General features: G+C 66.1%; 26 protein-coding genes. 16 read left to right on the top strand and 10 right to left on the bottom strand.

Features of this window, described 5'->3' with window-relative positions; genetic code table 11:
* Positions 1-41 precede the first annotated feature (41 nt).
* The 3 genes from ACQR1H_RS26620 to dnaA form a co-directional block, all read right to left on the bottom strand.
* Entirely contained in the window at positions 42-410 is a 369-nt protein-coding gene (locus ACQR1H_RS26620; protein ID WP_434908431.1) for an endonuclease domain-containing protein, read from the bottom strand.
* A 97-nt stretch (positions 411-507) separates the two neighbouring features.
* Entirely contained in the window at positions 508-1,626 is a 1,119-nt protein-coding gene (gene dnaN / locus ACQR1H_RS26615; RefSeq protein WP_315803888.1) for a DNA polymerase III subunit beta, read from the bottom strand.
* 311 nt (positions 1,627-1,937) lie between these two features.
* Positions 1,938-3,377: a chromosomal replication initiator protein DnaA gene (dnaA, locus tag ACQR1H_RS26610; protein WP_315803887.1), complete on the bottom strand. Its 1,440-nt coding sequence runs from the start codon at positions 3,375-3,377 to the stop codon at positions 1,938-1,940.
* Between the two features lie 496 nt (positions 3,378-3,873).
* On the opposite strand from dnaA, the gene ACQR1H_RS26605 reads away from it, so the two are divergent.
* A complete protein-coding gene (locus ACQR1H_RS26605) occupies positions 3,874-4,194 on the top strand; it encodes a hypothetical protein (protein ID WP_315803886.1) in 321 nt (106 codons plus the stop codon).
* A gap of 501 nt (positions 4,195-4,695) precedes the next feature.
* On the opposite strand, the gene rpsT is transcribed toward ACQR1H_RS26605, so the two are convergent.
* Positions 4,696-4,962 (bottom strand): 30S ribosomal protein S20, encoded by a 267-nt coding sequence (rpsT, locus tag ACQR1H_RS26600; RefSeq protein ID WP_012047584.1) that lies wholly within the window; start codon positions 4,960-4,962, stop codon positions 4,696-4,698.
* A 357-nt stretch (positions 4,963-5,319) separates the two neighbouring features.
* Here rpsT and ACQR1H_RS26595 point away from each other — a divergent pair, with 357 nt between their 5' ends.
* From ACQR1H_RS26595 to ACQR1H_RS26585, 3 genes are all read left to right on the top strand, one after another.
* Positions 5,320-5,637, top strand: a complete 318-nt coding sequence (locus ACQR1H_RS26595) for a hypothetical protein (RefSeq protein WP_434908430.1) — start codon at positions 5,320-5,322, stop codon at positions 5,635-5,637.
* Between the two features lie 177 nt (positions 5,638-5,814).
* Positions 5,815-6,471: a peptide-methionine (S)-S-oxide reductase MsrA gene (gene msrA, locus ACQR1H_RS26590; RefSeq protein WP_434908429.1), complete on the top strand. Its 657-nt coding sequence runs from the start codon at positions 5,815-5,817 to the stop codon at positions 6,469-6,471.
* A gap of 182 nt (positions 6,472-6,653) precedes the next feature.
* Positions 6,654-7,370, top strand: a complete 717-nt coding sequence (locus ACQR1H_RS26585; RefSeq protein WP_315803884.1) for a polysaccharide biosynthesis/export family protein — start codon at positions 6,654-6,656, stop codon at positions 7,368-7,370.
* A gap of 193 nt (positions 7,371-7,563) precedes the next feature.
* Here ACQR1H_RS26585 and ACQR1H_RS26580 read toward each other — a convergent pair whose 3' ends face one another.
* Together ACQR1H_RS26580 and ACQR1H_RS26575 are read right to left on the bottom strand one after the other, a co-directional pair.
* On the bottom strand, positions 7,564-8,235 hold the full coding sequence (locus ACQR1H_RS26580) for a dienelactone hydrolase family protein (protein WP_434888071.1): 672 nt from the start codon (positions 8,233-8,235) through the stop codon (positions 7,564-7,566).
* Between the two features lie 32 nt (positions 8,236-8,267).
* On the bottom strand, positions 8,268-8,582 hold the full coding sequence (locus ACQR1H_RS26575; protein WP_409997958.1) for a hypothetical protein: 315 nt from the start codon (positions 8,580-8,582) through the stop codon (positions 8,268-8,270).
* A gap of 298 nt (positions 8,583-8,880) precedes the next feature.
* Between ACQR1H_RS26575 and ACQR1H_RS26570 the strand changes: the two genes are divergently transcribed.
* The 4 genes from ACQR1H_RS26570 (at position 8,881) to ACQR1H_RS26555 (ending at position 14,390) form a co-directional block, all read left to right on the top strand.
* A complete protein-coding gene (locus tag ACQR1H_RS26570; RefSeq protein ID WP_315735504.1) occupies positions 8,881-9,369 on the top strand; it encodes a (2Fe-2S)-binding protein in 489 nt (162 codons plus the stop codon).
* Complete coding sequence (locus tag ACQR1H_RS26565; RefSeq protein WP_434908428.1) at positions 9,366-11,648, top strand: molybdopterin cofactor-binding domain-containing protein; 2,283 nt, start codon at positions 9,366-9,368, stop codon at positions 11,646-11,648. The genes ACQR1H_RS26570 and ACQR1H_RS26565 overlap by 4 nt, the downstream gene beginning before the upstream one ends.
* Before the next feature lie 218 nt (positions 11,649-11,866).
* On the top strand, positions 11,867-12,976 hold the full coding sequence (locus tag ACQR1H_RS26560; protein ID WP_315803881.1) for an HD-GYP domain-containing protein: 1,110 nt from the start codon (positions 11,867-11,869) through the stop codon (positions 12,974-12,976).
* Between the two features lie 112 nt (positions 12,977-13,088).
* Entirely contained in the window at positions 13,089-14,390 is a 1,302-nt protein-coding gene (locus tag ACQR1H_RS26555) for a cytochrome P450 (protein ID WP_434908427.1), read from the top strand.
* A 21-nt stretch (positions 14,391-14,411) separates the two neighbouring features.
* Here the strand turns inward: ACQR1H_RS26555 and ACQR1H_RS26550 are convergent, their stop codons facing one another.
* Complete coding sequence (locus ACQR1H_RS26550) at positions 14,412-15,986, bottom strand: AMP-binding protein (protein WP_434908426.1); 1,575 nt, start codon at positions 15,984-15,986, stop codon at positions 14,412-14,414.
* Positions 15,987-16,141: 155 nt separating this feature from the next.
* On the opposite strand from ACQR1H_RS26550, the gene ACQR1H_RS26545 reads away from it, so the two are divergent.
* Entirely contained in the window at positions 16,142-16,966 is an 825-nt protein-coding gene (locus ACQR1H_RS26545) for an RnfABCDGE type electron transport complex subunit D (RefSeq protein ID WP_316179108.1), read from the top strand.
* Entirely contained in the window at positions 16,963-18,288 is a 1,326-nt protein-coding gene (locus tag ACQR1H_RS26540) for a DUF2330 domain-containing protein (protein WP_434908425.1), read from the top strand. The genes ACQR1H_RS26545 and ACQR1H_RS26540 overlap by 4 nt, the downstream gene beginning before the upstream one ends.
* 18 nt (positions 18,289-18,306) lie before the next feature.
* On the opposite strand, the gene ACQR1H_RS26535 is transcribed toward ACQR1H_RS26540, so the two are convergent.
* On the bottom strand, positions 18,307-18,717 hold the full coding sequence (locus ACQR1H_RS26535; RefSeq protein WP_315803876.1) for a VOC family protein: 411 nt from the start codon (positions 18,715-18,717) through the stop codon (positions 18,307-18,309).
* A 123-nt stretch (positions 18,718-18,840) separates the two neighbouring features.
* On the opposite strand from ACQR1H_RS26535, the gene ACQR1H_RS26530 reads away from it, so the two are divergent.
* The 6 genes from ACQR1H_RS26530 to ACQR1H_RS26505 all read left to right on the top strand — a co-directional run bounded on the left by ACQR1H_RS26530 (position 18,841) and on the right by ACQR1H_RS26505 (position 24,246).
* Positions 18,841-19,815: a Bug family tripartite tricarboxylate transporter substrate binding protein gene (locus ACQR1H_RS26530; protein WP_316179112.1), complete on the top strand. Its 975-nt coding sequence runs from the start codon at positions 18,841-18,843 to the stop codon at positions 19,813-19,815.
* Positions 19,816-20,023: 208 nt separating this feature from the next.
* Complete coding sequence (locus ACQR1H_RS26525) at positions 20,024-20,317, top strand: DUF3551 domain-containing protein (RefSeq protein ID WP_434908424.1); 294 nt, start codon at positions 20,024-20,026, stop codon at positions 20,315-20,317.
* A 146-nt stretch (positions 20,318-20,463) separates the two neighbouring features.
* Entirely contained in the window at positions 20,464-21,081 is a 618-nt protein-coding gene (locus tag ACQR1H_RS26520; protein WP_315715042.1) for a hypothetical protein, read from the top strand.
* Entirely contained in the window at positions 21,068-21,448 is a 381-nt protein-coding gene (locus ACQR1H_RS26515) for a winged helix-turn-helix domain-containing protein (protein ID WP_315803873.1), read from the top strand. The genes ACQR1H_RS26520 and ACQR1H_RS26515 overlap by 14 nt, the downstream gene beginning before the upstream one ends.
* Positions 21,449-21,486: 38 nt before the next feature.
* Complete coding sequence (locus ACQR1H_RS26510; protein WP_316179114.1) at positions 21,487-22,230, top strand: di-trans,poly-cis-decaprenylcistransferase; 744 nt, start codon at positions 21,487-21,489, stop codon at positions 22,228-22,230.
* 69 nt (positions 22,231-22,299) lie between these two features.
* The gene (locus tag ACQR1H_RS26505) at positions 22,300-24,246 is read left to right on the top strand and encodes a tetratricopeptide repeat protein (protein WP_434908423.1); all 1,947 of its coding nucleotides are present in this window, start codon (positions 22,300-22,302) and stop codon (positions 24,244-24,246) included.
* On the opposite strand, the gene ACQR1H_RS26500 is transcribed toward ACQR1H_RS26505, so the two are convergent.
* Positions 24,243-25,457: a helix-turn-helix transcriptional regulator gene (locus tag ACQR1H_RS26500; RefSeq protein WP_434908422.1), complete on the bottom strand. Its 1,215-nt coding sequence runs from the start codon at positions 25,455-25,457 to the stop codon at positions 24,243-24,245. The genes ACQR1H_RS26505 and ACQR1H_RS26500 overlap by 4 nt on opposite strands.
* 348 nt (positions 25,458-25,805) lie before the next feature.
* On the bottom strand, positions 25,806-26,228 hold the full coding sequence (locus ACQR1H_RS26495; RefSeq protein ID WP_316179117.1) for a GFA family protein: 423 nt from the start codon (positions 26,226-26,228) through the stop codon (positions 25,806-25,808).
* Between the last annotated feature and the right edge of the window lie 162 nt (positions 26,229-26,390).

Genomic DNA, 26,390 nt, shown 5'->3' with positions numbered 1-26,390 from the left:
GCGGGAGAGGGTGCCGCCGAAGGCGGCGGGTGAGGGGTATCTCACGGCTCGCTCAGCTTCGTGAGGATGTCCTCTTGAACGGCGGTCGAATTGTACAGCACGTCGTTGTTCCAATAGCGAACGATGCGAAATCCTGCAGCTTTCAAGATCGCGTCTCGCTCGGTGTCTTTCTCGTTGTCAGCATGCTGGCTGCCATCGATCTCGATGATCAGGCGCTTTTCGAAGCAAACGAAATCGAGGATGAATTGCTCTATGGGCGCCTGACGACGGAATTTGTATTTCTCAAACCTGCGATCACGTAGCAGTCGCCACATGGCCGCTTCGGATTCGGTCGGCTGACGTCGCATCGTCTTGGCGAAGCCGCGGATGCGTGTGGATGTCGTCCGATGGCTCGGTGATCGTGGAGGCATACCCCTCACCCGCCTCGCTTCGCTCGGCACCCTCTCCCGCAAGGGGAGAGGGGATTTTCGTCGTGTGGCTCGTCCCAAGCGTTGCGTGCAGCGCGCCTCACACCCGCATCGGCATCAGCACGTACAACGCATTCCTGTTGTCGCGGTCCTGGATCAGCGTCGGCGAGCCTGGATCGGCAAGCCGGAGCACGGCGACCTCACCCTCGATCTGGGCGGCGATGTCGAGCAGATAGCGCGAGTTGAAGCCGATATCGAGGGCATCCGCGGCGTACTCGACCTCGAGCTCTTCGGTCGCGCTGCCGGAATCCGGATTGGTCACCGACAGCACCAGCTTGCCGGGCGCCAGCGCCAGCTTCACGGCGCGGCCGCGCTCGGAGGAAATGGTGGAGACGCGGTCGACCGCGGCGGCGAAATCGGCCTTGTCGACGACCAGCTCCTTGTCGTTGTTCTGCGGAATGACGCGGCCGTAATCCGGGAAGGTGCCGTCGATCAGCTTCGAGGTCAGCACCACTTGGCCGAGCGTGAAGCGGATCTTGCCCTGCGACAGCTCGATCCTGATCTCGCTGTCATTGTCCTCGATCAGCCGCTGCACCTCGCCGACGGTCTTGCGCGGCACGATCACGCCCGGCATCTCGGCGGCGCCGGCCGGCTGCGGCAGGTCGACCTGGGCGAGGCGGTGGCCGTCGGTGGCGACGGCGCGCAGCGTCGGCTGCTTGGCGGTGCCGCCGGCATGCAGATAGATGCCGTTGAGGTAGTAGCGCGTCTCCTCGGTCGAGATCGCGAATTGCGTGCGGTCGATCAGGCTCTTGATGTCCTTGGCCGGAACCCCGAAGGCGTGCGTCATTTCGCCCGCGGCGAGATCCGGGAAATCGCTCTCCGGCAGCGTCTGCAGGGTGAACTTGGAGCGGCCGGCGCGGATCGCGAGCACCGCGCGCTCGCCGTCGCTCTCCAGCACGATCTGCGAGCCGTCTGGCAGCTTGCGCACGATGTCGTAGAACATGTGCGCCGGAACCGTGGTGGAGCCCGCGGTGGCAGTCTCGGCGGCCAGGGTTTCCGTCACTTCGAGGTCGAGGTCGGTTGCGCGCAGCGACAGCCGGGCGTTCTCGGCGCGGACCAGCACGTTACCCAGGATCGGGATGGTGTTGCGCCGCTCGACCACACGATGGACGTGGCCCAGCGACTTCAGGAGCTGCGCGCGTTCGACGGTCACCTTCATTGCACTTACCCGCCCGTTCCCAACTGATCTCGTCCTGGAATGCCGGCGGGCTAGAGCAGCGCCGCGGCCGATGGCACCTCGCGCCCGAACGGCGCTTGGCCAGCGTCCAGGAGCGTGAGGGGGAGGCGTAAAGTGGCGCGGATGAGGCTCAAGCGCAAGGGATGCGGAGCCGATTTCCCATGTTTCGGCAGGCTCTTCCGGGACCCGGAGGCAGGGGCCGAGCATGACGCCCGAGGGCAGCGTCGAGCCGCCGGGACAATGGCCCGGCTGGGGGCGAACCTTCTGTCCGCTCCCCTGGCCGTGCGTGCCCTCTAATCCTGCAGCTGGCGCTTCAGCGACTCGACTTCGTCGTTCAGCGTGACGTCCTTGCCGACCAGCGCCTCGATCTTGCGCACGGCGTGCAGCACGGTGGTGTGGTCGCGCCCGCCGAAGCGGCGGCCGATCTCGGGCAGCGAGCGCAGGGTCAGCGTCTTGGCGAGATACATCGCGACCTGGCGCGGGCGCACCACGTTGGCGGTGCGGCGCGACGACAACAGGTCGGAGCGGCTGACGTTGTACTGCCGCGCCACGACGCGCTGGATGTCCTCGATCTTGATCCGCTTCGGCTCCTGCGGGCGGACCAGGTCGCGCACCTCGCGCTCGGCCATGTCGAGCGTGACCGGCTGATTGTTGAGCTTGGAATGCGCCAGCAGGCGGTTGATCGCGCCTTCGAGATCACGGCCGTTATGGGTGATGGAGCGGGCGAGATAGTCGAGCACCGGCTCCGGCACGTCGAAGCTCGCATGATGGGCGCGGGCCGCCGCGACGCGCGACTTGAGAATGCCGAGGCGGAGATCCTCGCCCAAAGTTGCCATCTCGACGACGAGGCCGCCGGCAAGCCGCGAGCGGACGCGATCATCGAGGCTTTCGAGGTCGGACGGCGGCCGGTCGGCTGCGATCACCACCTGGCGCCCCGCGTCGATCAGCGCATTCAGCGTATGGCAGAACTCCGCCTGGGTGGATTTGCCCTGCAGGAACTGCAGGTCGTCGATCACCAGCACGTCGATGCCGCGCAGTGCTTCCTTGAACGCCAGCGCGGTCTGCGATTTCAGCGCCGCGACGAAGCCGTACATGAACTTCTCGGCGGTGAGGTACAGCACCTTGCGCTCGCCGCCGGCGTTGCCGGCCCAGGTGACGGCCTGGAGCAGGTGCGTCTTGCCCAGCCCGACACCGGCATGGATGTAGAGCGGGTTGAACATCACGGGATCGCCGCGGCGACCGTCGGCGACCTGGCGCGCCGCCGCATGGGCCAGCGTGTTGGCGCGGCCGACGACGAAGCTGGCGAAGGTCAGCCGCGGATCGAGCGGCGAGCCGCCGAGCGCATCATGGCTCGTGGCGAGCGAAGCCGCAGCCGACGCCGTTCGCGTGTCGGCGCTGGTCGCCGGCTTGGCGTCGCTGCGCTCGGCGCGGCGGGCTTCGACGGCGACGGGGGCTTCCTTGACCGGCGTCGCGCAGCGCATCGCGGTGCGAACGGACAGATCGATACGGTGCACCTCCGGCATCTCGGCCTGCCAGCACGACAACACGCGCTCGGCGTAGTGCGCCTGGATCCAGCTCTTCAGGAAACGCGTCGGCACCGACAGATGAACGCTTTCGTCCTGGACGGCTTCGAGGTCCATCCGCGCAAACCAGCTCGTATAGACATCCTCGCCGACGGTCGAGCGCAGCCGACCCTTCACGCGAGACCAGCGTTCCTGTTCCGAATTTGTCATGGCAGTCGCAACTTTTCGAATTGAGTGGTGGTGTCGTGTGATCGCCGGGCAGGCGTCCCGTGGAAGGACGCGTCTCCCGCAGCGAGACCTCGAGCGGAGGCTCAACTCCAGACATGGCTTGCCGTTCGGCGCGAGCGCCGTTGGGCTGATCAATGCTGGTGAAGAAAACTACTCCGCGAGGTCAGCGCATACTCGGACGAGCGGGAGGGCCGATGGCCGTGCTGGCGATGGCCGTGCTGGTCGTACCGGTCACTTCAGTGCCGACCGCCAAAGTGCCGACCGCCAAGGGTGCGTGATCCGGAACCAGCTTATGGTGTGTGCCCGCAATTTGTCCGTAAAGCATGCAACCTCCCCGCCCTGCCGTGATTGCTCACGGCAAGTTGTCATCCCAATGCCGCCGCGTCCGAACCCCAAGATTCAGCCGCACCGCCGTACATCCCGTCCAACTTGTCCACTCGGTGAGCGAAGCCGCCACGAGCTCCGGCCGGGTCGACCGATGTCGTATTTCTCTTGTTCAAAGCGGCGCAACGATGATGCTGCGCCCGAGAAATTTCGACAAAGTTCGGTCGTTCCCCATATTGCTATGGGTACAGATCCGGCCATCGCTTTGGAAAGCGTCGCCAACGCGCACACCGCCGCCGATTTGCACGTCCGCCCCGTTTCTAAAACCGCGCTGGTCTCAAGATCGTGGGCGCCGCGAGTGATTAAAGAAATACACGATGCGTCGGGACTCGCAATCCATAAGATCGGAGCACGCGTGACGAGTCTTCGCAGCGGTTGCGACGCGGTGTTGCGCGTTAAGAAAGCAACGTTTTGAATCATCGCGAGGAATCTCGGATGTGACAAACAACATCGTCTGCCCAAAATTTCTTCATAATTTTTTTATGTTTCGACCGGCCTCACCCGCTTTTCCAATCACTTGGTCGCGCTATGCGCTTAAGTCATTTTCGAGACGATGTTTTTCGCGATTGCCGGACGCGGGTAACTCCCGCGATGCGCGGTGCGTGACGTGAACGACGCGCCGCGCTCACTTGACATCGCTGCGCAAGCGCGACGCGCAGAGTCTTCGCTGTTTCAGGTGAGACAATATTGTCACCGCGTAAAACTACGGAACGTCACGTAGGACTACGGAACAATGTCAGGCGCGTATGACGTCGCGCATCCTCCAACACGCGCAGATCGCATTCGCGACGCGATATCGCCATCAAATAGAAGGCGCGGCGAGGAACGAATGTGCTCCGGCGCAATGCGCAAAAAGAAAAGCCCGGCGCGAGCCGGGCTGTTCGCATCTTGATAGTTCGCCAGTGGCGCGGTCGCGTTACTTCGCGAGCTTGGCGATCTGATGCGTGAGGCGCGACACTTTGCGGCTCGCGTTGTTCTTGTGAATGATGTTGCGCTGCGCGGCGCGCATCAGCTGCGGCTCGGCGTTGGCCATCGCCTTCAGCGCAGCCTCGCGGTCGCCCTTCTTGATCGCGTCCTCGACTGAGCGAACGGCGCCGCGCATCTGGGTGCGGCGCGACTTGTTGATGATGGTGCGGCGGGCAATCTTGCGCGTCGCTTTCTTCGCGGAGGTCGTGTTGGCCATGCTCTCAAATATCCTTCGGCGGCGAGCAGTCGCCGCTCTTGCGGGTACGCGCGCGGCCCGCTTGACGCGGCCCCATCGACGCGGTGGGTTGTTCGGACGCCTCTCTGAGAATGCCATGACCGGAGCGGATGCTCGGCGGATCGGCGCTGCTCAAAGAACAGCGGCGGCGGGATTGCGCCCACCGCCAATGGCGACCTTATAGGGGCAGGCCTGCCGAGCGTCAACGGTCTCGGAGCGCCCGCGGCGGCCGGAATCGACCAAAACCCGGTTCTAAGCCCCTGACGAGGTTGAATTTCTGCGGGGGCCCCGCTATGGCCTTGCTGCCCGCAAGGGCGTGCGAGAGAGGGCAGGTGAGGCATGATCCGCGGTTTTTTCCGTCTGGTAGGGCTGTTGCTGCTGGCCGGAAGCTTCATCTTCCTGGTCTATGACGGCGCGCGCTGGGTGGCCGACCAGACCCTGCAGTTCACCCGTTTCGGCCAGCTCTGGAACGACGTCCACCAGGCGAGCCAGGCCGCCTTCAAGGCCTGGATCGAGGCCAAGGCCCCGTTCTTGTGGGAGTGGATCGTCAAGGGGTTTTTGGACCAGCCGGTGTTTGCGGTGCTTGGACTGCTTGGAATCCTGCTGATGCTGCTGTTCCGGCCGCGCAAGCCGCTGATCGGCTATGGACGCGACTGAGCGCGGCGGTTCGTCTCGCTGCACCGGCAGCTGTATGCTGGCAGCATGCCGCGGGAACCGCTGGCGCGGCGTAACAGCGCTACTGCTGGACCCGTAGAGCCCTATATATTCCCCCTGACGAGAGGTCATCGCGCCGTGGGCCGTCCCGCGGGCGATGGCCATGAGCGGAGACATCCCATGTTCTTCATGCGCAAAGCCCCTGTCATGCCGTCTGCCGCCGAGGCGCTGCCCGGCCGCGCTCAGCCGATCCCGACCGCCGCGACGCATTTCGTCAACGGTCGCCGCCTGCTGCCACCCTATCCGGACGGTCTCGAGCAGGCCGTGTTCGGGCTCGGCTGCTTCTGGGGCGCGGAGCGCAAGTTCTGGCAGCTCGGCGACGGCATCGACGTCACCGCCGTCGGCTATGCCGGCGGCCATACGCCGAATCCGACCTATGAGGAGGTGTGCTCGGGCCAGACGGCGCATACCGAGGTCGTGCTGGTGGTGTTCGATCCGAAGGTCATGTCCTACGAGCGGCTCTTGAAGACGTTCTGGGAGAGCCACGACCCGACCCAGGGCATGCGCCAGGGCAACGACGTCGGCACGCAATATCGCTCGGCGATCTACACGTTCAGCGACGCGCAGCGAGAGGCGGCCGAGGCGTCGAAGACGGCCTATGAGTCGGCGCTGCGTGCCAAGGGGCTCGGCGCGATCACGACCGAGATTGCTCCGGCGGGGCCATTCTATTTCGCCGAGGATTATCATCAGCAGTACCTCGCGAAGAATCCGGCCGGCTATTGCGGCCTCGGCGGCACCGGGGTCGCGTGCCCGATCGGAGTCGGCGTGAGCGCCTAGGCCAGCCGCGCGCCGGATCGCGCCGAATATTCTCGGGTCCCTCTCCCACGCGGTGGGAGGGGGATTTTTTTCGAACCGCCTTCACCGCGGCGCGCTTGCGGATGCACGGACTGCACGCGCCAACGGTTTGTTAACCTTAGCCGCGCATGACTAACGCACATCCTCATTCAAGGATTGTTCGAGTGCGCGCGTTGTTTGTTCCGGTCATTGCCGTCCTGTCCGCGATCCTGTTGTCGGGCTGCATGCAGACGATCTCCCCCGTCGCTGCCGTCCAGCCGCAGAGCGATCTCGACGCGATGGCCTATGGAACGCCTTCCTCCGGCCCGGTTGCCGCCACCGGGCAGGGCGGGGCGATCCCGGCGCTGCGCAACTCGTTCGCTGCCGCCACCCGCGCGGGCGCCTATGTCGTTCCCGCCGGCTACGTGCCGGCGCGGCGCGACTCCGCCTATCATCTCGACGCCGGCGACAAGCTGCGCGTCGTCGTCTACGGCCAGGAGGGCCTGACCAACACCTATGCGATCGACGCGTCCGGATCGATCACGATGCCGCTGATCGGCAGCGTGCCGGCGCGTGGCCGCACCACCGCCGGCCTCGCCGCCGAGATCACCGCCAAGCTCCGCAACGGCTACATCCGCGAGCCATCGGTGGCGGTCGAGATCGAGGCCTATCGCCCGTTCTTCATCCTCGGCGAGGTGCAGGCGCCCGGCCAATACCCTTACGTGCCCAACATGACGGTGGAGAGCGCAATCGCGATCGCCGGCGGCTTCTCGCCTCGGGCGCGGCGCGACATCGTCACCCTGACGCATACCGATGCGTCCGGAGTCGCGCGCTACGAGGTTCCGCTCGGGACCTCGCTCAAGCCGGGAGATACGATCCAGGTCGGCGAGCGCTGGTTCTGATATCAGCACGTCTCGCCCGGCTACAGGGATACATTGCCGCCGAGTGGCGCGCTGCTCCATCCGCCGTCATTGCGAGCCAACGGGTCCGCGCACATGCGCGGCCCGATGACAGGCTCCGCGAAGCAATCCAGAGCGTCACGCGCGACTCTGGATTGCTTCGTCGCTTCGCTCCTCGCAATGACGGTGGTGAGGTTCAGCGCAAATGCGTTCCGAGGAACGCGAGGCTACGGGTCCACGCCAGATCCGCGCTCGGCTTGTCGTAGCTCGCACGCTCGTCGCAGCCGAAGCCGTGCTGTGCGCCGGGATAGACGAAGATCTCGACGTCCGGCCGCTTGGCCTTGATGGTCTCGACGTCGCTCAGGGGGATGCCCGCGTCCTTCTCGCCGAAATGGAGCTGCGTCGGCACCGTCGGCTTGTCGTCGGCGAAGCGGACGATGGCGCCGCCGTAGTAGCCGACCGCGGCCTTCAGCCCGGTGAGCTTGGTCGCAGCCGCATAGGCGATGCTGCCGCCGAGGCAGAAACCGATGATGCCGACCGGCCCGACATTCCTCACGCCGTCGATTGCGGCCTGGGTGTCGCGCAAAAAGGCCGCCCAATCCGGATTGGCGACGAACTTGCGCGCGACCGCGATCTCGTCAGGCGAATAGCCCGAGGTGAAGCCGGGCTCGACGCGGTCGAAGATCGCCGGCGCGATGGCAACGTAACCTTCGGCGGCGAGGCGGTCGCAGACGTTGCGGATGTGATGGTTGACGCCGAAGATCTCCTGGATGACGACCAGCGCGCCCTTTGCAGTTCCCGTCGGATCGACGCGATAGGCGCCGAGCTGGAACCCGTCCGATGCCGTCAGCTTGATGTCCTGTCCCACGTTCTGTCCTCTTTGCGGTCGTCAGGCGCCTGTCAGCGCCACATCCAGTTGGTGCCGTAGTCCTCTTTCCAGCCTGTCAGCCGTCCCCTGCGGAATTTCAGGTAGAGGCGGTGATGGTGCGGGACCAGTCCGCTGCCGCCGAGATTGCGCAGTGCCAGAAAGGTCTCGTTGCCGGGCGTGCCGTTCAGATAGATCAACGGCTGCTCCAGCACGCGCGATGTCTCACCGACATCCATGCCGAAGGCAAGCGGCGTGACATTGAATAACGTCGCTGTGAAAGGCGCGTCAGCGACGCCGGGCGTCTGCCCTGCCGCAGCAGGGGTTACGGCCGACAGGCTCGGCAGCATGGCCGCAGCCAGGCACCGCGTCATGCGTACGGATGGTCTCATGGGCCGAAATCTCTTCTCGCTGTCGGCGTTGGCTGCATCTCTTCTTAGCGTGCGCGGCGTCACGAGCCCAGCATCGTTCGCGCTGCACAACGCAAATGCCGTTTCATTTCGCAAGCCGGCGCTCAAATCCCGTTGCGTCGCCGTGGCAACGCGATCATTCTTATGATGGCTGGCATCTATCCGGTGGGTTCCAGCGAATCGATAAAACCGAACTTCGCCGTAAGCGAAGTCGCACGCCGGGCGGGGAAGAAACCACATGCCCAATCTCACCATCAACGGGCGGACCATGTCCGTCGACGCGGCGCACGATACGCCGCTGCTATGGGTCATCCGCGAGCAGTTGCAGATGACCGGCACCAAGTTCGGCTGCGGCGCCGGGCTGTGCGGCGCCTGCACCGTGCATGTCAACGGCGAGGCCGTGCGCTCGTGCCAGACCATGGTCGGCGACGTCGCGAACAAGAAGATCACCACCATCGAGGGGCTGTCGCAGAAGGGCGATCATCCCCTGCAGAAGGCGTGGATCGCCGAGCAGGTGCCGCAATGCGGCTACTGCCAGTCCGGCCAGATCATGCAGGCGGCCTCGCTGCTCGCCAAGACCACGAGCCCGACCAAGGAGGAGATCGTCGCACATATGGACGGCAATCTCTGCCGCTGCATGACCTATTCGCGGATCCAGAAGGCGATCCAGCGCGCCGCGTCCGAGATGCGCACCGCGTCGAACACCAGCGACCGGAGGGCGACATGAACCAGCACGTGAAAGCAGCGCCTTCGATGGCCCCCGATCTCAGCCGCCGCTCGTTCCTGGTCGGCACCGCCGCGACCGGCCTCGTGCTCGGTTACGCCGGCCTCGCCGACAGCGCACTCGCCGCCGCGGCGCCTGCAAACTTCGAGCCCAGCGTGTGGTACGCGATTGCGCCGGACGGCATCGTGACCGTGACCTGCGGCAAGGCCGACATGGGCCAGCACATTGCGTCCACCATGGCGCAGATCGTTTGCGAGGAGCTCGGCGCCGCCTGGAAGGACATGCGGGTCCAGCTCGCCTCCAACGATCCGAAGTTCAACGATCCCGTGCTCGGCGCCCAGATCACCGGCGGCAGCTGGAGCACGATGATGAACTTCGATGCCATGAGCCGCGCCGGCGCAGCCGGCCGCATCGCGCTCACCGAGGCGGCTGCGACCGCGATGGGCGTGCCGGCGAAGGAGCTCGTGGTGCGCGACTCCGTCGTCATGCATCCGAAGTCGAAGAAGCAGATGACCTATGCCGAGATCGTCAAGAGCGGCAAGATCACCAAGAGCTTCACGCCTGACGAATTGAAGGCGCTGACGCTCAAGACGCCCGATCATTACACCATGATCGGCGTCTCGGTGCCGCAGCTCGACATTCCCTCCAAGACCAACGGCACGGCCAAATATGGCATCGATACGATGCTGCCGGGCATGGTCTACGGCAAGGTCGTCACGCCGCCGGTGCGTTTCGGCGCCACGGTCACGGCGGTCGACGATTCCGAGGCCAAGAAGGTGCCGGGCTTCATCAAGGCGGTGACGCTCGACGACAAGACCGGTTCGACCTCGGGCTGGGTGGTGGCGGTCGCCAACACCTATGCCAACGCCAGGAAGGCGGCGGACGCGCTCAAGATCAGCTACGACAAAGGCCCCTACGCCAATGTCAGCACCGACACCATCATCACCGAGGCGATGCGGCTGCAGGCGCAGGACGATGCCGGGCAGTTCTTCGTCAAGGATGGCGATCCCATTGCAGCGCTATCGGGCGCGGCCAAGGTGCTGGAGGCGGAGTACACCACCAGCATCAACATCCATGCGCCGCTGGAGCCGATGAACGCGACCGCCGAGTTCAAGGGCGATATCCTGCACATCTACTCCGGCAATCAGTTCGCGACCCGCTCCGGCGCGATCGCGGCGGGTGCTGCCGGGATCGATCCGAAATATGTCGTGATGCACCAGGCCTGGCTCGGCGGCGGCTTCGGCCGCAGGCTCGACGCCGACATGATGGTGCCGGCGGTGCAGGCGGCCAAGGCCGTGGGCAAGCCGGTCAAGGTGATCTACTCCCGCGAGAACGACATGACGATGGACTACTCGCGGCCGCTCACCTACCAGAAGGTCAAGGCCGGGCTCGACAGCAACGGCAAGCTGATCGCGCTCAGCCACGACGTCGTCTCGGCCTGGCCGACGGCGCGCTGGGGCATCCCGGACTTCCTGTCGCCCTCGGTCGACAAGAAGGGCCCGCTCGACTCGTTCACGGTCAACGGCGCCGACTTCTTCTACACCGTGCCCAACCACCATGTGCGCGCGATCAAGAACGAGCTCGCGCACAATGCGACGCCGTCCGGGCAATTGCGCTCGGTGGCGCCGGGTTGGACGTTCTGGGCGGTCGAGAGCATGATCGACGAGATCGCGGTGGCCTCGGGACAGGACCCGGCGCAGTTCCGCATCGCGCTGCTCGACGGCAAGGGCAAGAACGACGGCGGCGCACAGCGGCTGCGTAACACGCTGCTGGCGGCGATGGGCCTGTCCGGCTACGGCGCGAAGAAGCTGCCGAAGGGCGAGGGCATGGGCGTGTCCTGCGTGTCGTCGCAGGAGCGGGCGACCGCGAGCTGGACGGCGTGCGTCGCCCATGTCGCGGTGGCTGACGACGGCGCGGTCACGGTGAAGAAGCTCACCGTGGCGACCGACGTCGGCACCCAGGTGCATCCCGACAACATCCGCGCCCAGGTCGAGGGCGCGGCGCTGTGGGGGCTGTCGCTGGCGATGTACGAGAAGGCGACGTTGAAGGACGGCGGCATCGAGCAGACCAACTTCGACAGCTACACGCCGCTGCGCATGAGCCAGGTGCCGGAGGTTGCGATCGCCGTCATCGCCAATGGCGAAAAGGCGACCGGCGTCGGCGAGCCCGCGGTGACCGTGGTCGCGCCGGCGCTCGGCAACGCCATCTACAACGCCTGCGGCGCGCGGCTGCGCTCGCTGCCGATCACGTCGGCGGCGGTCAAGGCGGCGATGAAGGCCTAGCGTCGTCGCGCGGCCAGCGCCGTATCTGGGAACCGCCGGAGCCAGTCTCCGGCGGTTGCTTTTTGCGCTGCGGTCAGGTCTCCGCGCCGGACGATTTGACCAATTCCCTTAACCTCTCGCTCACCTGAAACGATACAGCTTGAATGATCGGCTTAAGCCGCGACGAACCCGTATCCCGGTAACTTGCATGAGCAGCAAACCGCAGGGGGCGAGCCCGTATGAGCGCGACAGCCAAGCAGACCGTGACCCAGACCGCGAACAGGCGCCATCTCCTGCTCGCGTCGGATCGCGGTGACCAGAGCAGCGAGCTGGCGCGCATCCTGCGCTCGGTCGGCGACGTCGACATGATGCCGACCACCGAAATCCCCGAGAACCCCGGCAACCGCTTCTCCGGCGTGATCGTCGACATCAACCTGCGCTCGCCGGAGAGCGTGCAGCGGGTGCGCAAGAAGCTGTCGTCGCGCGCCTATAGCGAGGTGCCCCGGCTGTTCGTGCTGGCCGAGGCGCTGCACCACGCCACCATGCAGGCGTGGGCGCTCGGCGCCACCGACACCATCGCGCGGCCGTTCAGCCCCGCCGATGTGCTGCAGCGCATCCGCTCGGCGCTCCCCGCCGACGACGGCTATGATGAGACCGATCGCGGTAAGCTGCTCAATCGCGGCGTCGAGGCCGCGCAGGCCATCATGGTCAAGATCTTCGAGAAGCTGCCCACCGGCGCGCATCTGACGATGGAGGACATCGTCGCGGCCGAGAACAAGATCCTGAAGGCGATCAAGCACTCGTCCTTGCGCGAATGGATGACCGTGGTCGGCTGTCACCACAACGACACCTACCGGCATTGCCTGTTCGTGACCGGGCTTGCGGTCGGCTTCTCGATTCATCTGGGCATGCGCGACGACGATCAGCGCCGGCTGGTCCGCGCGGCGCTGCTGCACGACGTCGGCAAGGCGTTCATTCCGGTCGCGATCCTCGACAAGCAGGGCAAGCTGACGGCGGAGGAGATCGCGCTGCTGCGCCAGCATCCGCGCCGCGGCTACGAGGCGCTGTGGCGGCAGGGCGGCTTCCCGCCGGAGATGCTCGACGTGATCCTGCATCACCACGAGTTCCTCGACGGCTCCGGCTACCCTGACGGGCTGCACAACGAGCAGATCAGCGACATCGTGCGCCTCACCACGATCGTCGACATCTACGCCGCGCTGATCGAGCACCGCGCCTATCGGCCGGCCTTCACCCATGCCCGTGCGTTCCAGATCATGGAGAACATGGGCCCGAAGCTCGACCAGCAACTGCTGCAGGCGTTCCGCCCGGTCGCGATGGGCGCGCATTGACGCGATCGCCTGAGAGCGCATCCATCGCCCGGCGGTAGCTGCTCGACGCAAGTGCATCTCGGCGGAGGCGCACTATCCTACCCGCCAATCGATGAAAGGCGGGAGGAGCAGCATGGGCGCAGCCGAACAGGCCGGCGAGGTCATTCCCGGGCCCATCGCCGCCGCGCTGGTCGATCCGGCCTGCTACGCCGACCACCGCATCCATGATGCCTATCGCTGGCTGCGCGCCAACAACCCGCTCGGGCGGGCCGAGCTCGATGCGTTCGATCCGTTCTGGGTGGTGACGCGGCACGCTGACATTCTCGCCATCAGCCGTCAGAACGATCTGTTCCACAATGCCGACCGTGCGACCACCCTGACCAACAAGGCGGTGCTGGAGCGCGTTCACAAGATCACCGGCCAGCCCAATCTCGTGCGTTCGCTGGTGCAGATGGATGCGCCGGACCATCCGAAATATCGCGCGCTGACGCAGGGCTGGTTCATGCCGGCCAACATCGCCAAATTCGAGCCGCGCATTCGCCAGATCGCGCGTGCGACCGTCGACCGCATGGCGGCGAAGGCCGCGGCCAATGGCGGCGTCTGCGATTTCGTCGCGGACGTCGCGCTCGGCTATCCGCTGCATGTGATCATGGAGATCCTCGGCGTGCCGGAAGAAGATGAGCCGCGCATGCTCAAGCTGACGCAGGAGCTGTTCGGCCCGCAGGATCCGGACACCGCGCGGGTGCGCGAGGCGCTGTCGGCGGAGGTGTTCGCGGCCATGCTGCAGGCCGTGGTCGCGGATTTCGCCGCCTACTTCCAGCGCATCACCGACGACCGCAGGGCCAATCCGCGCGACGATCTCGCCACCGTCATCGCCAATGCCAGGATCAACGGCGAGGACATGCCGCTGCATGACCGCACCAGCTACTACATGATCGTTGCGACCGCAGGCCACGACACGACGTCGTCGTCGACCGCCGGCGCGATCTGGGCGCTGGCGGAAGACCCCGAACAATTCGCGCGCGTCAAGGCCGATCCCGCGCTAATCGCCGGACTCGTCGACGAGGCGATCCGCTGGATGACGCCGGTCAAGCACTTCATGCGCAGCGCCACCGCCGACACCGAGCTCGGCGGCCGCCATATCGCGAAGGGCGATTGGCTCATGCTGTGCTACGCGTCAGGCAATCGCGACGAAGCCGTGTTCGACGAGCCCGACACGTTTCGTTGCGACCGCAAGCCGAACCGGCACGTCGCCTTCGGCTATGGCGCGCATCTTTGCCTCGGCCAGCATCTCGCCAGGCTCGAGATGCGCATCCTGTTCGAGGAGTTGCTGCCGCGCCTCGCGTCGCTGTCGCCGGCGGGCCCGGTGAAGATGACGCAGGCGACTTTCGTCAACGGGCCGAAGAAGCTGCCGATCCGCGTGGAGATGTCTTGAGGTCGAGCCGCTCGATCCTCCTCAATCCAGCAGCTTGCGCAGCTCGGCCTTTGCGACCTTCTCCAGGGTCGAGCGCGGCATCTCGTCGACGAGCTTCACCTCGCGCGGCACCTTGAAGTCGGCGAGGCCGGCGCGGCAGGCGGCCAGCACCTTCCCGGGAAGTTCGTCGCGCGCGATCCCGGGCTGCGGGATCACGAATGCGACCGGCACCTCGTCCAGCATCGGATGCTTCCTGGCGACGACGGCGGTCTCGCGCACGCCGGGCACGGTGATGATCACCTGCTCGATCTCGGACGCCGCGACGTTCTCGCCGCCGACCTTGAGCATGTCCTTGGTGCGATCGCCGAACTTGATGAAGCCGTCGGCCAGGCGCGTGACGCGGTCGCCGGTGAGGAAGAAGCCGTCGGCATCGTAGCTCGTGCGGGTCGCTTCGGCGTTGTAGAGATACTCGGCGAACAACGACAGGCCGGGCACGCCCTTGATGGCGAGGTTGCCGGTGGCGCCGACCTCGGTGGGCCGGCCGTCATCGTCGGTGATGCGGATGGTGTATTCCGGTGCGGCCCGGCCGATCGACATCGGCGCGTTGGGCTGGTCGATCTCGCCGACGATGCCGTGGGTGATGGTCTCGGTCATGCCCCACCAGCCGATGATCTTGATGCCGAACCTGGCAAACGCAGGCGGCTCGGATACCGCCGTACCCCACAGCCGGAACTTGTGATGCTTCGGCACCTCCTGGTCGAGCAGCGCCTTCATGCAGAACGGGATGGTCGAGGTCCAGGTGCAGCCATGCTCGAGCGCGACGCTCCAGAAGCGGCTCGCGGAGAAGCGCGGCTGGATCACGCAGGTCGCGCCGACCCAGAGCGTGGCCAGCATCGAATAGGCCAGCGCGTTGGTGTGGAACAGCGGCAGATAGGTCTGGTGCACGTCGCCTTGATGAAGGTCCTCGTGCACGGCATTGACCTTGGCGCCCCATAGCGCGTTGGCATGCGTCCACAGCACCGCCTTCGGCCGCGACGTCGTGCCCGAGGTGTATTGCACGCTGCAAGGCGCCAGCGGGTCGGCCGGCCGCCGCGGCCGGTCGGCACTGTCGGCAAACAGCGCTTCGAAGCGCTCGCCGCGTCCGACGGCCGGCGCCTCCGCCTGACCGGGATCGTGCGAGATCACGGCCATCCACTTGAGACCGCGGCAATGCGCTGCGATCATCTCGGCATAGGCCGGCTGGGTGATCGCCGCCACCGCGCGACAGTGCTCGGCGAAGTAGCTCATTTCGGCGGCTGCCGAGCGCGTGTTGGTCGTGACGGCGAATGCGCCGAGTTCGACACAGGCGAACCAGGCGAGCATCGCCTCGACGCAATTGTCGAGATGGATCAGCACGGCATCGCCAGGCCGGACGCCGCGCTTGACCAGCCCTGCGGCCAAGGCGCCGACACGGTCGTGAAAGGCGCCATAGGTCCAGCGGCGCGCCGGCGCATCGAACGGGGCGGAGATCAGGAACGGATGGTCGCGCCGGGTCTCGCTGCGCAGCTTCAACAGCCAGGGCACGTCCATGCCGTCGAACGGCGTCACCGTGCCCGCTGCCATCGTCGTTCCGTTCATCTTCGCTCCCGCCATTCTTGAGTACGGCCTGTCTCCGGCCGCTTCGTTCTTGTCGTCGTCTTTTGCCACCTCGCGCCGCCGCGATCAAATCGGGATTGAACCCGTCTCCGTCTGCGGGCGACCAATGGCGCGGCAAGACACGCCCGGAGGTTTGCATGCAGGCCGAGCCACGACCATGGCGGCTGCCCGATGCGCGCTATTTCCAGATCGCGGCATTGGCGACGCTGCTGGCGATCAATTTCGCCGCGATCGATTTCGGCGCGCGTCCCGCAGCGAGCGTGATCGCGGTCACCATGGCGCTGCTCACGCAGGTGGCCTGCTGCCGCATCGCCGGCATGCCGCTCGATCTCAAATCGCCGCTGATCACCGGCCTCTCGCTCAGCCTGCTGTTGCGCGCCGATGCGCTGTGGCTGCATGCGGCGGCGGCCATGATCGCGATCGGCTCCAAATTCGTGCTGCGCATCGACGGCAGGCACATGTTCAACCCGGCCGGGCTCGCGATCGTGGGGCTGCTGCTCGGCTCCAAGAGCGTGTGGATCTCGCCGGGCCAATGGGGTACGGAGATCTGGTTCGCGAGCCTCGCCGGCTTCTTCGCGATCCTCGTGCTCAGCGCGTCCCGCCGGGTGGATATCGCGCTGTATTTCTTCGCAAGTCACGCCGCGCTCCTGCTGCTGCGCGCCGCCTGGCTCGGCGATCCCCTGGCGATTCCGCTGCATCAGCTGCAGAGCGGCTCGCTGCTGATCTTCACCTTCTTCATGATCTCCGACCCGCGCACCTCGCCGGACTCGCGCGTCGGCCGGCTGCTGTTCGCGCTGAGCGTTGCGGTCGCGGCGCACTACCTCACCTTCGCCCTGCAGATGCGGCCGGCGCTCTATGTGGCGCTGATCGCGCTGTCGCCGCTGACGCTGCTGCTCGATCGGCTCGTCCCTGAGACCCGCTTTTCCTGGCGTTCATCCGTTCCCGAAGGAGTGTCGACATGACCCCGCGTGACAACAAGCTCTTCCGCACCGGCGTCGCGGCTACCGCGATCCTGGCCAACGCGGCGATGGCGCCGGCGAATGCCTTCTGCGGCTTCTATGTCGCCCAGGCGGATGCAAAACTGTTCAACCAGTCGTCGAAGGTCGTGCTGGCCCGCGACGGCGAGCAGACCGCGATCACGATGGCCAGCGACTTCGAGGGCGACGTGAAGGAGTTCGCGGTCGTCGTTCCCGTGCCGACCTTCATCGAGCGCAAGCAGATCGGTGTGGTCGAGCCGAAGACGATCGATCATCTCGACAAATACACCGCGCCGCGGCTGGTTGAATATCATGATGCCGACCCTTGCGCGCCGGTCGTCGTTGCGGCGCGGGCCATGTCCGCGGCTCCAATGATGGCAGGCGCCGTCTACGAGATGGCCCGGCGGAACTATGGCGTCACCGTCGAGGCCAGCTACGACGTCGCTGAATACGACGTGCTGATCCTGTCGGCGCAGGAGAGCGACGGCCTGACCCGCTGGCTGACCGACAACGACTATCGCATCCCGGCGGGCGCGGAGTCCGTGCTCGGCAGCTACATCAGGCAGGGCATGCGGTTCTTCGTCGCCAAGGTCAATGTCGAGCGGATGAAGGGACTGGGGAACGGTCAGCTCCGGCCCCTGCAGGTACGCTACCGGAGCGCCAAGTTCATGGTGCCGCTGCGGCTCGGCACGGTCAATGCCAGGGGACCGCAGGACCTCATCATCTATACCCTGACGAGGAGCGGCCGCATCGAGGCGGCCAATTATCGCACGGTGAAGATCCCATCCGACATCGATGTCCCGCTCTATGTGAAGGACGAGTTCGGGCCGTTCTACAAGGCGCTGTTCGAGCGCGCCGTCGCGCGTGAGAACATGCAGGCGGTGTTCGTCGAATATGCCTGGGACATGGGATGGTGCGACACCTGCGCCGCCGATCCGATGAGCAACAGGGAGCTGGTCGAGCTCGGCGCGCGCTGGATCGGCAGCGACGACGACGCCTCGTTCCGCACCACGCGCCGTGGCGGCTCCGATGCCTACGCGACCCGGCTGCACGTGCGCTACGATGCCAAGACGTTCCCCGAGGACATCGTGTTCATCGAGACCAAGGACCGCAGCAATTTCCAGGGCCGCTATGTCCAGCACCACCCCTGGCGGGGCGAGGCGTCCTGTCCAGCGGCGAAGACCTACCAGGACAATCTCGCCGCACGCTTCGCCAGGGAGGCGACGGATCTCGCGCAACTGACCGGATGGTCGCGCAGCGAGATCGCCGCCAAAATGGAGAAGAGCGGCGAGACCGCGAGGCAATGACCTCGGCGTGGCCCCGGCTCAATCCTGATACGACGAGATCTCGATCAGGCTGCCGTCGGGGTCGCGGCAATACACCGAGCGCAGGGTGCCGCGCGCGCCCTGCTTGGCGACCGGGCCTTCCTCGATGGCGACGCCGAGCGCCCTGAGATGCGCCACAACCTCGTCGGGGGTGCTGGTGGTGAGGAAGCAGAGGTCGTCGCTGCCGGCCACGACGTGGTCGGCCGTGAACCAGTCGACCTTGTCCGCGTCCTTCGGTCGCACGTTGATCTTCTGGTTCCCGAACAGCAGCGACGTGCGCCTCGCCTTGCCTTGTCCGGGATCAAACACCTGGACCGTCATGCCCAGCACTGCTTGATACCACGCCGTCGTGCGCTCGACGTCGGCGACATTGATGACCAGATGATCGAGCGCATCGACCTTGACCGGCATGGGCTCTTCCCTCCTGATGGGACATCGATCTCGCCGCCATCGCGGCACTCTGTTACAATCGATGTTACAATAGATCCTGGCGGCTCGTTGACCGCCGCCCAACGATAATGCCTGAGGAAACGCATGATTTCACGTCGTACCGCGCTTGGTCTGATCGCCTCCGCCGTCCCGTCCATCGCTGCTGTTCGCAACGCCTCCGCGGCCGACTATCCCACCCGTCCCGTCCGCTTCGTGGTGGGGTATCCTCCGGGCGGCGCGACCGACATCCTGGCGCGGCTGATCGGCCAGCGGCTGTCCGAGACGCTCGGTCAGCAGTTCATCGTCGAGAACAAGCCGGGAGCCGGCAACAATATCGGCACCGATGCCGTGGTGAACGCGGCGGCGGACGGCTACACCGTGTTGCTGGTCAATCCGGCCAACTACATCAATGCCAGCCTCTACACCAATCTCAAATTCAACTTCGTCCGCGATATCGCGCCGGTGGCCTCGTTCAACCGCGTCCCCAACGTGATGACCGTCAACAAGGACATCGAGGCCAAGACCGTCGCCGAGTTCATCGCCTATCTCAAGGCGAACCCCGGCAAGGTGAACATGGCCTCGTCCGGCAACGGCACCTCGGTGCATCTGTCGGGCGAGATGTTCATGGCGATGACCGGAACCAAGATGCAGCACGTGCCCTATCGCGGCGCGGCGCCGGCGATCACCGACATGCTCGGCGGCCAGGTGCAGGTCATCTTCGACAACATGCCCTCCATCATCCAGCACATCCGCTCCGGCTCGTTGCGGGCGCTCGGCGTCACCACCCAGCAGCGCTCAACGCAATTGCCGGACGTCCAGGCCGTCGCCGAGACCGTACCCGGTTACGAGGCGAGCGCGCTGTTCGGTATCGGCGCGCCGAAGAACACGCCGAAGGAGATCATCGAGAAGCTCAACAAGCAGGTCAACACCATCCTGGCCGAGCCCGAGATCAAGACCCGTCTCGTCGATCTCGGCGGCGAGCCGCTGATCCAGTCGCCGGAGCAGTTCGGCGCCCAGATCGTCGCCGAGACCGAGAAGTGGAAGAAGGTCGTCGAGTTCGCCGGCCTGAAGGTCGAATGAGACGAGTAGGCGACGCCGCGATCGCCGGGCCGCGCGCCGCGGCAGGTCTTCGATGAGGCGCCAGCCCGCCAGACGGGTGTCGAGGGCTGAAGGTGACGTGCCGCGCAGGCGACACGTCACTGCCTTGGTTGGTGATCCGTTCCGCCGATTTGTCGTTTTTTGACCATGCCGGTGTGGTGCAACCCTCCGGCCAGAAGAGGAACAGATCATGCGCAAGGTTATGATGATGGCAGCCGGCCTCGTCGGCGTTGCACTTGGTGGCGGTATCGCGCCGGCCTCCGCAGGCGGTTACGACTATCCCTGGTGTGTGCAGGGCCGAGGCGTCGGTTACCCCGGTGACTGCTACTACCAGACCTTCGAGCAATGCCGGGCGAGTGCCTCCGGGCGCAATGCAGGCTGCGGCATCAATCCGCGCGTCGCGTTCGATCCTGCCCGCCGCCGCCCCTCGGTCTATGTCGACATGCCGCCGCCGCGCCGCGTGCACCGCTATCAGTATTACTGACACCCTCGACCGAGCGGGTCGGCGTGCGCGACCGATCGGCTGACGCAGGCGCGCTTCCGGGATCGCGCGGGCTTGCATCGACTTTGCGTTCGTATATACTTTGTACCGCAAAGTTAAAAGAGCCGGTCACCGGCTTCAGGTGAGACATGCGCGATCTCGATAAGGCGCTGGCGGACATCATCGCGATCCGCAGCCAGCTTGCGGCGGGCACGGCATTTCGCGGCTACGGGCCGGCGACGATGGCCGCGACCTCGGCCGTCGCGCTGGTCACTGCGCTGCTTCAGCAGCTGTTTCTGCGCGACCCGACGGCCGACGCGTGGACGTTCCTGCTCGGATGGGCGGCGGCAGCCTGCGTGTCGCTGACCATGATCTGGTTCGAGATGCGGGCGCGATCGCGCCGGCATCATTCCGGCCTTGCAGACGCGATGATCCATCAGGCGGTCGAGCAGTTCCTGCCAGCGGGCATCGCCGGCGTGCTGCTCGCGGTGCTGTTGTGGAAGTTCGCGCCGGAGGCGCTGTGGATGCTGCCGGGCCTGTGGCAGATCCTGATGTCGCTCGGCGTGTTCGCGTCGGTGCGCTCGCTGCCGCGCACGGTAGCGCTTGCCGGGGCGTTCTATTTCATGGCCGGCTTCGCCGTGTTGCTGGTCGGCAGCGCCACGCATGCGCTGTCGCCGTGGACGATGGGGCTTCCGTTCGCGATCGGACAGGGGCTGATGGCGGGCATTCTGTATTTTGCGACCGGAGAGTCCGATGTCGAAGACTGATGGCAGCGCGCCGTTCTCCTATGACGGCCTCGATCGCGTCATCCACGAGAAGGCAAGGCTCGGCCTGCTCACCTCGCTGATGGCGCACCCGAAGGGTCTCGCCTTTGCCGACCTCAAGCAGCTCTGTGGGCTGACCGACGGCAATCTGTCGCGGCATCTGCAGGTGCTGCAGGAGGCCGGTCTCGTCGAGGTCACCAAGGGCTATGAGGGTAATCGCCCGCATACCACCTGCCGGCTGACGAAGGCGGGACGCCGCCGCTTCCTCGACTATCTCGCCGTGCTCGAGCGCCTCGTCCGCGACGCCGCGGCCGCTGCCGGCAAGGAGCACACGCCATCGTCGGCCGGCCTGATCCCGGGCCGCGTCTGACTCTCGCATCGCGTTTATTTTTGACCTGGAGCTTTGCAATGCAAAGTAGTCTGCAACCTCAATCGCCTGCTGTGGTGGATGGCCTGCATGTTGGCATCATCATGGATGGCAATGGCCGCTGGGCGACGCGCAAGGGCCTGTCGCGGCTGCGCGGGCACGAGGCGGGCGTCGAGGCGATTCGGCGCGTCGTCGAAGCCGCGCCCGACCAGGGCATCGGCACGCTGACGCTGTATGCGTTCTCCAGCGACAATTGGCGACGCCCGCGGGCCGAGGTCGCAGCGCTGATGGCGCTGCTGCGGATCTATCTCGCCAGCGAGGTGGAGGCGCTGGTGCGCAACGGCGTCCGCCTCACCGTGATTGGCCGCCGCGACCGGCTGCCCGGCGGCATCGCCGACGCGATCGGCCGGGCCGAAGCGGCGACCCGCGACGGCAGCACCCTGCATCTGCGCATCGCCGTCGACTATTCGGCGCGCGACGCCATCCTCGCGGCGGCGGCGAAGGCCCGCGACATCGACGGCCTGACGCGTGCGGCGTTCTCCGACCTCGTGACCGGCCAAGCCGGCTTGCGCGACGTCGACCTGATCATCCGCACCTCCGGCGAGCAGCGCCTGTCGGACTTCCTGCTCTGGGAAGGTGCCTATGCCGAGCTGCACTTCACCCAGCGCATGTGGCCCGATTTCGATGCCGCCGATCTGGCCCAGGCGCTCGCCTCCTTCCGCGGCCGCGAGCGCCGCTTCGGCGGCCTCGAGGCGGCGCCGCTGGCACCGGCGCCGGTCGCCTGACGACGGCGCAATCTTTCCGCGCATCGGGGAATCATCTACCGCTTGCAGCACGAGCGCAGAGATCCCCTGATGAAGCACAAGCCGCGCCGGTCCGCCGGCAAGCCCCCGGCCAAATCCGGATCGATGGGCCACAGCGATACGCCTGATGCGCTGTGTGCCGCGGCCTTGCGGCTGCTGCGCGCCGGACAGTTCGCGCAGGCCGAGGATGCGTGCCGCCGCGCGCTGACGCTGGACGCAGCCTCGCTCGACGCGCTGCGTGCGATGGGACAGGTCTGCTTGGCGCTCAAGCGCGCCGATGATGCGATTGAGTGGTTCGCCCGCGCCGTTCGGCAGGACATGTCGGCCGCGGAGTCCTTCGTCGGCTTGGCGCAGGCGCTGCGGCTCGCCGGCCGCACCGATGAAGCGATCAAGGCTTACGATCGCGCGCTGCAACTGCAGCCGGATGCGGTCGAGAGCTGGGATGCGCTCGGCGAACTGCTGCAGGCGAAGCAACGGCACGCCGAGGCGGCGCTGGCCTGCGATCGGCTGCTGCAGCTCGCGCCCGATCGCGCCGCGACGTGGTTTCGTCTCGGCGAGGTGCTGGAAGCGCAGGGGCGGCGCGACGAGGCGGCCCTGGCCTTCGATCAGGTGGCGCAGCTCAGGCCTGACCACCTCGAGGCGGCCAACAAGGCCGGCGCACTGCATTTCGATGCCGGTCACTATGAGCAGGCCATCACGCGCTTTGGGCAGTCGCTGGGGCTGATGCCCGATCAGGCGGGCGTGCTGTATCTGACGGGAATCGCGCTGCGGCGGCTGCGCCGCTACCAGGAAGCCGAGACGTTCGGCCGCCGTGCGCAGGCGCTGGCGCCTGACGATCCCGACGTCGCCAATGGCTATGGCTGCATCCTGCAGAACCTCGGCCGTCACGATGACGCCGTCGCCATGTTCGACAAGGCGATCGCGCTCCGGCCGCAGACCGCGGATTTCCATAATCATCGCGGCACGTCGCTGGCCGAGCTGCATCGTTTCGCCGAGGCGTTCGACAGCTTCGATCGCGCCGTCGCGCTGAAGCCGGACCTCGCCGATGCGCATTGGAACGCGGCGCTGTTCCGGCTGCTGACCGGCGACTTCGCCCGTGGCTGGGCGGCGCGCGAATGGGGACGCAAATGTCGTGCCGTCGGCTTCGTCGAGCGCAGCTTCGAGGCGCCGCTGTGGCTTGCCGATGCGCCGCTGGCCGGCAAAACGATCCTGCTGCACAGCGACGAGGGGCTCGGCGACACCATCCAGTTTTCGCGCTACGCCACCCTGGTGGCGGCGCAGGGCGCGCGCGTGGTGCTCGAGGTCGACGCGCCGCTGCAGCCGCTGTTGTCCGGCCTGGATGGCGTGGCGCAGTGCCTTGCCCGCGGCATCGATGCGCTGCCTTCCATCGACTATCACTGCCCGCTGTCGAGCCTGCCGCTCGCCTTCGCCACCCGGCTCGACACCATCCCTGCCGCGCCGTGCTATCTGCCGCGCCCTCCCGAGGCGCGCCGGGCGATCTGGGAGCAGCGATTAGGTCCGCATGACCGCTTGCGGGTCGGGCTCGTCTGGTCCGGCAACCCCTCGCATCTCAACGATCACAACCGTTCGATTCCGCTGCTGGCGCTCGCGCCGCTGCTCAAGATTGGGGCGCGGTTCGTCAGTCTGCAGAAGGAGCCGCGGCCGTCCGACAAGGCCGCGCTCGCCGCGCGCGACGACATTCTCGATCTCACCGCCGACATCCGTGACTTCGTCGACACGGCTGCGCTGATCGACAGTCTCGACCTCGTCCTCACCGTCGATACCAGCGTGGCGCATCTGGCCGGCGCGCTTGGCAAGCCGACCTGGATCATGCTGCCCTTCACGCCGGACTATCGCTGGCTGCTCGGCCGTGACGACAGTCCCTGGTATCCGAGCGTGCGGCTGTTCCGCCAGGACGCGCGACGTGACTATGCCGACGTCGTCGTGCGCGTGCGCGATGCGCTGGCGCAGCAGGTCGCGGCGTTTTCCGCGACTTAAGGATCGGCATTCAGCAGACCGATCGATATCTCGTGGATGCGCCGCGTCAGCTCGGCGACGCTGCGCCATCCCGTCTTCTCCCGGGTGCGCTTGAGATGCGTGTAGACCGTCGTGACCTTGATGCCGCGATGCGCGGCATATTCGACCGCAGTCATGCCGGTACTCAGCGCACAGGCCAGTTGCGCCTCCGCCCTGGTCAGACCATGAAGGTCCTGAAGCAGATGCGCCGCCGGGCTGTCCCGCATCGGATCACGCACCAGCATCACCACCATCGCAGCGGGCCAATCCGAACGAGGGTGTCGTTTGTGCAGGGAGCGCAGCGATATCGTGCAAGGCGGCAAGCCGCCTGGACGCGGCGCCAGGAAATCGAGCGCGGCATCCTTGCCGATCAGGCCGTCGGTACGCGTCGCCGCGCTGAGCGCGCGCGCATAGCGATTGCGCAGATCGGCCGAGGCGAAGACGATGCCGCGCCTCTCGATCCGGAACATGGCGCCGTCTGCCGAGATGGCTTGCAGGCTCGGATTGAGGTAGACGATCTCGCCTCTCGGATCGAGCAGTGCGACGCCGTCCTTCAGCACATCGAGTGCGGTCGTGCCGATATCGTTGCCATAGGCTGTGACGAGGCTGTTTCGCATTCTAAGTGCGCGCTGCAGATGGGGCGTGAGGCGGTGCATCAGGGCGATGTCGGCCTTGCCGACATGGCCCTGCCGCGGCGTTCGCTGCAGGGTCAGGGCGACCATCCGCTGCGGCGACCGCTCCAGCACCGCTGAGAGGAAATAGCGAAGCCCGGCGCGCGGCAGGAACTCTGCATAGAACGGATCGCGGTTCATGGCGCTCTCGTCCATGACCTGATAGTCCCAGGCCAGTTCGCCGCGCTGTTGGTTCAGCGCCATGCGCAGGCGCGGATTGCGGGGCGCGAAGTAGGTGAGGTAGTCGTCGCCCTCGGCCGCAGCAACACCGCTGCTGTGAAAGGTCAGGGGCTGCCGGACGATCGGGTCGATGACCTCGAAGGTGGCACCCTCGGACCTCGTCAGTTCCCGGACGCAATCCAGTGCGTCCGTGATGCCATCCGGTTCCGCAAAGCCCTGATAGATGGCGTCCAACGCCCGCGAATAGAACTCGCTCTGCACGGTGACCTCGCTGCCATGACCGGGAAAGGGTGCGCCGGTCTGAATAATCAACCCGGGCGCGTGGACGATATTCCCCTTCATGGGTCGGCATGCGGCGCGTGAGGTTCATCGCGCGACGGTCGCGCGAAGCCGCGAGATTGGCAGGCCTGCCCAGGCCGTCGGCTGAGGAGTGGCGCACGATCGGAGCTTCACTTGGCCGGAGATGAGTGATGAGGATCCCTGTGCCGCGCGTGCGGCGACAGTCGCACAGAATTCGACGTCGGATGCGCCGGATGGCGCGGGCCGTGCTCGCCGCGCTTCAGGAGTCGCGGTTGCGCACCGCGCGCCGATTGATCCACGATCATCGGCATCTGCTCGACTGATGAGATATGAGAAGGACGCCGGCCGAGCCCCGGAGCCTGTCATGCTCCGGGGCTCGGCATCGCCAGGCTACTCAGCGACGGCTTCGCCCGAGCCCCCGAACTCGCGCGGAAAGTCCTTCAGCTTCGGCAGGCCGTCGCGCATCGGCAGCACGGTCTCGGCATAGTTCACGTGCACGGCCGGCTTGAAATCGAGATCCGGAAGCGTTGCCGCGAACACGTCGACCAGCCCGAGCGGCGGATGAGTGGTCATCAAATGTCCACCGCATTTGGCGCAGTACTGCCGCTGGCTCAACGGCGTCTTCTGGAACATCGCCACGTGCTCGGTGCCGGCTGCGATCCTGACCGCGTCCGGCTTCCACAGGCTGAAGGCGTTGACAGGGCCGCCCGACCACGAGCGGCACGACCGGCAGTGACAATAGCCCATCGCCTCTGGCGCCCCGGACACCTCGACTTCGACCGCTCCGCAAAAACATCGTCCAGTGAGTGTCATCCTCGTCCTCGTTGGTTGTAAGGCCGCAGACGGCATCACTCCCGAAGCCCTGTGTCTTGGCGCGCGGCGACGATCGGCAGGGCTGGCACGACCGCGCGTGACCCAGTTCACATTCGGCCATCCTCCGACAGGCGACATCCTCTGATCGGAGGACGCCGCGTT

The organism is Bradyrhizobium sp. HKCCYLRH2015 (assembly GCF_051168215.1).
Taxonomy (GTDB): Bacteria; Pseudomonadota; Alphaproteobacteria; order Rhizobiales; family Xanthobacteraceae; genus Bradyrhizobium.
This window is presented reverse-complemented; position numbering and strand designations above follow the sequence as displayed.

Excerpts from the sequence above, each read along its gene's own strand:
- dnaA (WP_315803887.1), bottom strand. The coding sequence starts at position 3,377 with ATGACAAATTCGGAACAGGAACGCTGGTCTCGCGTGAAGGGTCGGCTG.
- ACQR1H_RS26555 (WP_434908427.1), top strand. The coding sequence starts at position 13,089 with ATGGGCGCAGCCGAACAGGCCGGCGAGGTCATTCCCGGGCCCATCGCC.
- ACQR1H_RS26530 (WP_316179112.1), top strand. The coding sequence starts at position 18,841 with ATGATTTCACGTCGTACCGCGCTTGGTCTGATCGCCTCCGCCGTCCCG.
- dnaN (WP_315803888.1), bottom strand. The coding sequence starts at position 1,626 with ATGAAGGTGACCGTCGAACGCGCGCAGCTCCTGAAGTCGCTGGGCCAC.
- msrA (WP_434908429.1), top strand. The coding sequence starts at position 5,815 with ATGTTCTTCATGCGCAAAGCCCCTGTCATGCCGTCTGCCGCCGAGGCG.
- ACQR1H_RS26575 (WP_409997958.1), bottom strand. The coding sequence starts at position 8,582 with ATGCTGCCGAGCCTGTCGGCCGTAACCCCTGCTGCGGCAGGGCAGACG.
- rpsT (WP_012047584.1), bottom strand. The coding sequence starts at position 4,962 with ATGGCCAACACGACCTCCGCGAAGAAAGCGACGCGCAAGATTGCCCGC.
- ACQR1H_RS26520 (WP_315715042.1), top strand. The coding sequence starts at position 20,464 with ATGCGCGATCTCGATAAGGCGCTGGCGGACATCATCGCGATCCGCAGC.
- ACQR1H_RS26550 (WP_434908426.1), bottom strand. The coding sequence starts at position 15,986 with ATGAACGGAACGACGATGGCAGCGGGCACGGTGACGCCGTTCGACGGC.
- ACQR1H_RS26535 (WP_315803876.1), bottom strand. The coding sequence starts at position 18,717 with ATGCCGGTCAAGGTCGATGCGCTCGATCATCTGGTCATCAATGTCGCC.
- ACQR1H_RS26570 (WP_315735504.1), top strand. The coding sequence starts at position 8,881 with ATGCCCAATCTCACCATCAACGGGCGGACCATGTCCGTCGACGCGGCG.
- ACQR1H_RS26495 (WP_316179117.1), bottom strand. The coding sequence starts at position 26,228 with ATGACACTCACTGGACGATGTTTTTGCGGAGCGGTCGAAGTCGAGGTG.
- ACQR1H_RS26620 (WP_434908431.1), bottom strand. The coding sequence starts at position 410 with ATGCCTCCACGATCACCGAGCCATCGGACGACATCCACACGCATCCGC.
- ACQR1H_RS26605 (WP_315803886.1), top strand. The coding sequence starts at position 3,874 with ATGTCGTATTTCTCTTGTTCAAAGCGGCGCAACGATGATGCTGCGCCC.
- ACQR1H_RS26595 (WP_434908430.1), top strand. The coding sequence starts at position 5,320 with ATGATCCGCGGTTTTTTCCGTCTGGTAGGGCTGTTGCTGCTGGCCGGA.
- ACQR1H_RS26505 (WP_434908423.1), top strand. The coding sequence starts at position 22,300 with ATGAAGCACAAGCCGCGCCGGTCCGCCGGCAAGCCCCCGGCCAAATCC.
- ACQR1H_RS26565 (WP_434908428.1), top strand. The coding sequence starts at position 9,366 with ATGAACCAGCACGTGAAAGCAGCGCCTTCGATGGCCCCCGATCTCAGC.
- ACQR1H_RS26510 (WP_316179114.1), top strand. The coding sequence starts at position 21,487 with ATGCAAAGTAGTCTGCAACCTCAATCGCCTGCTGTGGTGGATGGCCTG.
- ACQR1H_RS26525 (WP_434908424.1), top strand. The coding sequence starts at position 20,024 with ATGCGCAAGGTTATGATGATGGCAGCCGGCCTCGTCGGCGTTGCACTT.
- ACQR1H_RS26515 (WP_315803873.1), top strand. The coding sequence starts at position 21,068 with ATGTCGAAGACTGATGGCAGCGCGCCGTTCTCCTATGACGGCCTCGAT.
- ACQR1H_RS26540 (WP_434908425.1), top strand. The coding sequence starts at position 16,963 with ATGACCCCGCGTGACAACAAGCTCTTCCGCACCGGCGTCGCGGCTACC.
- ACQR1H_RS26545 (WP_316179108.1), top strand. The coding sequence starts at position 16,142 with ATGCAGGCCGAGCCACGACCATGGCGGCTGCCCGATGCGCGCTATTTC.
- ACQR1H_RS26560 (WP_315803881.1), top strand. The coding sequence starts at position 11,867 with ATGAGCGCGACAGCCAAGCAGACCGTGACCCAGACCGCGAACAGGCGC.
- ACQR1H_RS26500 (WP_434908422.1), bottom strand. The coding sequence starts at position 25,457 with ATGAAGGGGAATATCGTCCACGCGCCCGGGTTGATTATTCAGACCGGC.